This is a genomic window from Flavobacterium sp., assembly GCF_044338735.1.
GTDB lineage: Bacteria > Bacteroidota > Bacteroidia > Flavobacteriales > Flavobacteriaceae > Flavobacterium.
Genome location: NZ_JBIIWV010000191.1, coordinates 1 through 3,703, shown reverse-complemented (window position 1 = coordinate 3,703; position 3,703 = coordinate 1). Strand labels below are relative to the sequence as shown.

General features: G+C 34.4%; 2 protein-coding genes and 1 pseudogene. 1 reads left to right on the top strand and 2 read right to left on the bottom strand.

Annotated elements, in window-relative coordinates:
* A partial coding sequence (locus tag ACIQZC_RS09845; RefSeq protein ID WP_396139052.1) for a hypothetical protein occupies positions 1–1,718 on the top strand: 1,718 nt, incomplete at its 5' end.
* Between the two features lie 88 nt (positions 1,719–1,806).
* Here the strand turns inward: ACIQZC_RS09845 and mnmE are convergent.
* Together mnmE and ACIQZC_RS09835 are read right to left on the bottom strand one after the other, a co-directional pair.
* Positions 1,807–3,213, bottom strand: a complete 1,407-nt coding sequence (gene mnmE, locus ACIQZC_RS09840) for a tRNA uridine-5-carboxymethylaminomethyl(34) synthesis GTPase MnmE (RefSeq protein WP_396139051.1) — start codon at positions 3,211–3,213, stop codon at positions 1,807–1,809.
* Positions 3,214–3,458: 245 nt separating this feature from the next.
* A pseudogene (locus ACIQZC_RS09835) lies at positions 3,459–3,703 on the bottom strand (DNA polymerase III subunit beta); the annotation flags it as partial.

Here is a 3,703-nt window from a genome sequence, read left to right as displayed (position 1 = left end):
TTCCTTTTTTATTCAGCAGTTGTAGTAATGATTCAGGAATTGATGAAAATTCAGTAGACACACCTTTAAATTTTGGAAATGAAGTGTCTAAAAGTTTTACGGGACAAATTGTTGATGAAAGTAATATCCCTGTAGCTAATGTTGTAATTACTGTTGGAAATAAAACAGCCAATACTGATAGAAATGGTGTTTTCATCATAAATAATGCAACTGTTCATGAAAAATTTGCATTTATTAAAGCAAGAAAAACAGGATTTTTAGACGGATCACGTTCGTTAGTTCCTACAAACGGAATGAATTACGCTCGCATTACTTTATTGTCGGGAACTATCGTTGGAACAGTTAATTCAGGTACTTCAGGAAGTGTTTCTTTAGGTAATGGATCTAAAGTCACTTTTGATGGCAACTTTAAAACAGAAACGGGTCAACCCTATACTGGAGTGGTGAGTGTAATAATGAAACACCTTGATCCTTCAGATCCTACATCTGTTGATAAAATGCCAGGTATGTTATTGGCAGCAAACTCAAGCGGTGAGGAACGCGTATTGGAAACGTTTGGTATGATGAATATAGAATTGAGAGGTGCAGCTTCACAAAAATTGCAACTTTCTACAACTGCTCAAATAGAAATGCCAATTTCAACTTCACAATTAGCGTCTGCACCAGCCACCATTCCACTTTGGTATTTTGATGAAACACTTGGCTACTGGAAGGAAGAAGGAGCTGCTACTAAGCAAGGAACTAAATATGTAGGTACTGTTTCTCACTTTTCATGGTGGAATTGCGATGCTCAATTTCCAACGGTGAGATTGTGTGTTACAGTTGTAAATTCTAATGGTGTGCCTTTATCAAATGTAAAAGTAGGTATTAGAAGAGCTTCAAATACTTATACGGTCAACGGATTTACAAACAGTCAAGGACAAGTTTGTGGATTAGTTCCTGCCAATGAAACATTAACAATGGTGGTATTTGATTCTTGTGAAAATGCAGTGAGTACTACTTCTATTGGGCCTTTCTCTGCTGATACTACTTTACCAAATTTAGTGCTCTCTAATAGTTCCATTCAATCAACATTAGTTCAAGGAAATCTTCTTAAATGTGATGGAACAAATGTAACTAATGGATATGTGTTAATGCGCTATGGAAATCAAAACTTAATGGGTACAGTTACTAATGGTGCTTTTAGTTTGACCATGTTAGTTTGTAGTGCTACTAATACAGCTTTTAGTTTAGAAGGCTTTGATTATGATAATTTGCAAACAACAAATCCAATTAATTTTACATTTACTACTCCAATTACAAATGTGGGTAATATTACAGCTTGTAATTCCATTTCAGAATTTATTTCATATCGAATAGATTCTAATCCGGTAAGATACATAATAGCTAACATTACGGCTACTGTAGGAACTACATCTGGAACAAATTCTTCAGGATTATCTATTAACGGCTTTAATGCAAACTCTCCAAATACTAACGAGCGATTTTATTTATTTGGCAATACTAATATTCCCGGAATTTATACTACCTCATCATTTTCAATTGAATCTCCAGAAACCGGTGGAATTAACATCCAAACGGTTAATGCGGTTTCGTTTAATTTAAGTAGTGTAGGTGCAATTGGTCAGTATATTGATATTACTTTTAATGGAACGTATACCAATTCAACAGGATCCCATGTCATTAATGGTGTGGCCCATGTTGTTAGAGATTATTAAAATAAAGTTCATTTGAATATAAATAAAAAAGCCACGTTTTACGTGGTTTTTTTATTTATATTTTTCCATTTTTTAAAGAGGATGATGCTTATTTTCCGATACAGAAGTTAGCAAAAATATTGCCAAGTAACTCATCGTTAGTTACTTCACCGGTAATTTCGCCAAAGAAATATAAAGCACTTCTGATGTCAATTGCCATTAAATCAGATGAAATACCAGCGTCTAAGCCCCATTTTACTTTCTGAATTTCTTCTAACGCTTTTAATAACGAATCGTAGTGTCGCGTATTGGTCACAATAGTTTCATTATTGCGTAAAGCACCCGTATTTACAAATGAAAGCAAGGTGTTTTTAAGTTCATCAATACCTGTTTTTTGTTTGGCGGAAATTGAAATGGATAATGGATAATTAATAATGGATAATTTTTCTGAAAGGAGTTTATGTTGCTCTTCGTTTAAAAAATCTATTTTATTAATAATTATTACAAGCGGTTTTTGAGGAAACTTATTCTTGATTTTTTCAATTTCAATTTTAAATTTGTTTTCATTTTCAATTATCAATTGTAAACTATCAATTAAAAAAAGAACCACTTGCGCTTGCTCTATTTTCTCAAATGTTTTTTGAATTCCAATGCTTTCAACCACATCTATTGTTTCTCTAATTCCCGCCGTATCAATAAATCGGAAACCAATACCTGCAATCACCAATTCGTCTTCAATAGTATCACGAGTTGTTCCAGCAATGTCAGAAACTATGGCGCGTTCTTCGTTTAATAAAGCATTTAATAGAGTTGATTTTCCAACGTTTGGTTCGCCAACAATAGCCACTGGAATCCCATTTTTAATTACGTTTCCTACTGCAAATGAGTCAATTAATCGTTTCAGAACAAATTCAATTCGATTAATTAATTCATGAAAAGCGGTTCGATCGGCAAATTCAACATCTTCTTCGGCGAAGTCTAATTCTAATTCGATTAAGGAAGCAAAATTTAATAGTTCTTCACGTAATTTGGCAATTTCATTACTGAATCCACCGCGCATTTGTTGCATAGCAATTTGGTGACTCGCCTCGTTATCGGAAGCAATTAAATCGGCCACAGCTTCGGCTTGCGATAAATCTAGTTTTCCGTTCAAAAATGCACGTAAGGTAAATTCTCCGGCTTGTGCCATTTTTGCTCCTTTACGAAGCAATAACTGAATGATTTGTTGTTGAATAAAAACAGATCCGTGACATGATATTTCAACTACATTTTCTCCTGTATACGAATTAGGACCTTTAAAAATCGAAAGCAAAACTTGGTCATAGATCTTAGTTCCATCAACGATGTGACCCAAATGTATCGTATGTGTTTTTTGCTTTGTTATGTCTTTTCCTGAAACCGATTCAAATACCTGAGCTGCTATAGTTATAGCCTCTTTACCAGATAATCTAATAATGGCAATTGCTCCCGCTCCCGAAGGCGTGGCTAAGGCAACTATGGTTTCTTGTGGAATCATGTTCGTAATTTATTGTGCAAAGATAAATCAAAGTTAGAAGTTAGAAGTTGGAAGTTGGAAGTTTTTTTGTAGTTACACAAAGTCTCGCAAAGTTTGACGCGAAGTTTCACAGCGTTTTTTTTCGTTCTAAAAAATCATTGTGTCCTTTGTGCTTTCTTTGTGCTCTTTGTGGTTAAACTATATTAAAAAACCACTTTCACATTACTGCTCAGTGGTTTTTAAGTTAAGGTTGGTTTAGATTTTTATTAATTGCTCAGCATAACTGGCATTACTAACATAGTTACGGTTTCACCTTCGTCTAGTCCATCTACAGGAGTTAAAATTCCTGCACGGTTAGGCATCGACATTTCTAATTGAATTTCATCGCTAGACAAGTTGTTCAACATTTCAGTTAAGAAACGCGAGTTGAACCCAATTTGCATGTCATCACCTTGATAATCACATGTTAATCGCTCATCTGCTTTATTAGAATAATCAATATCTTCTGCCG

Coding starts and splice junctions, on each gene's coding strand:
- mnmE (WP_396139051.1), bottom strand. CDS start 3,213: ATGATTCCACAAGAAACCATAGTTGCCTTAGCCACGCCTTCGGGAGCG.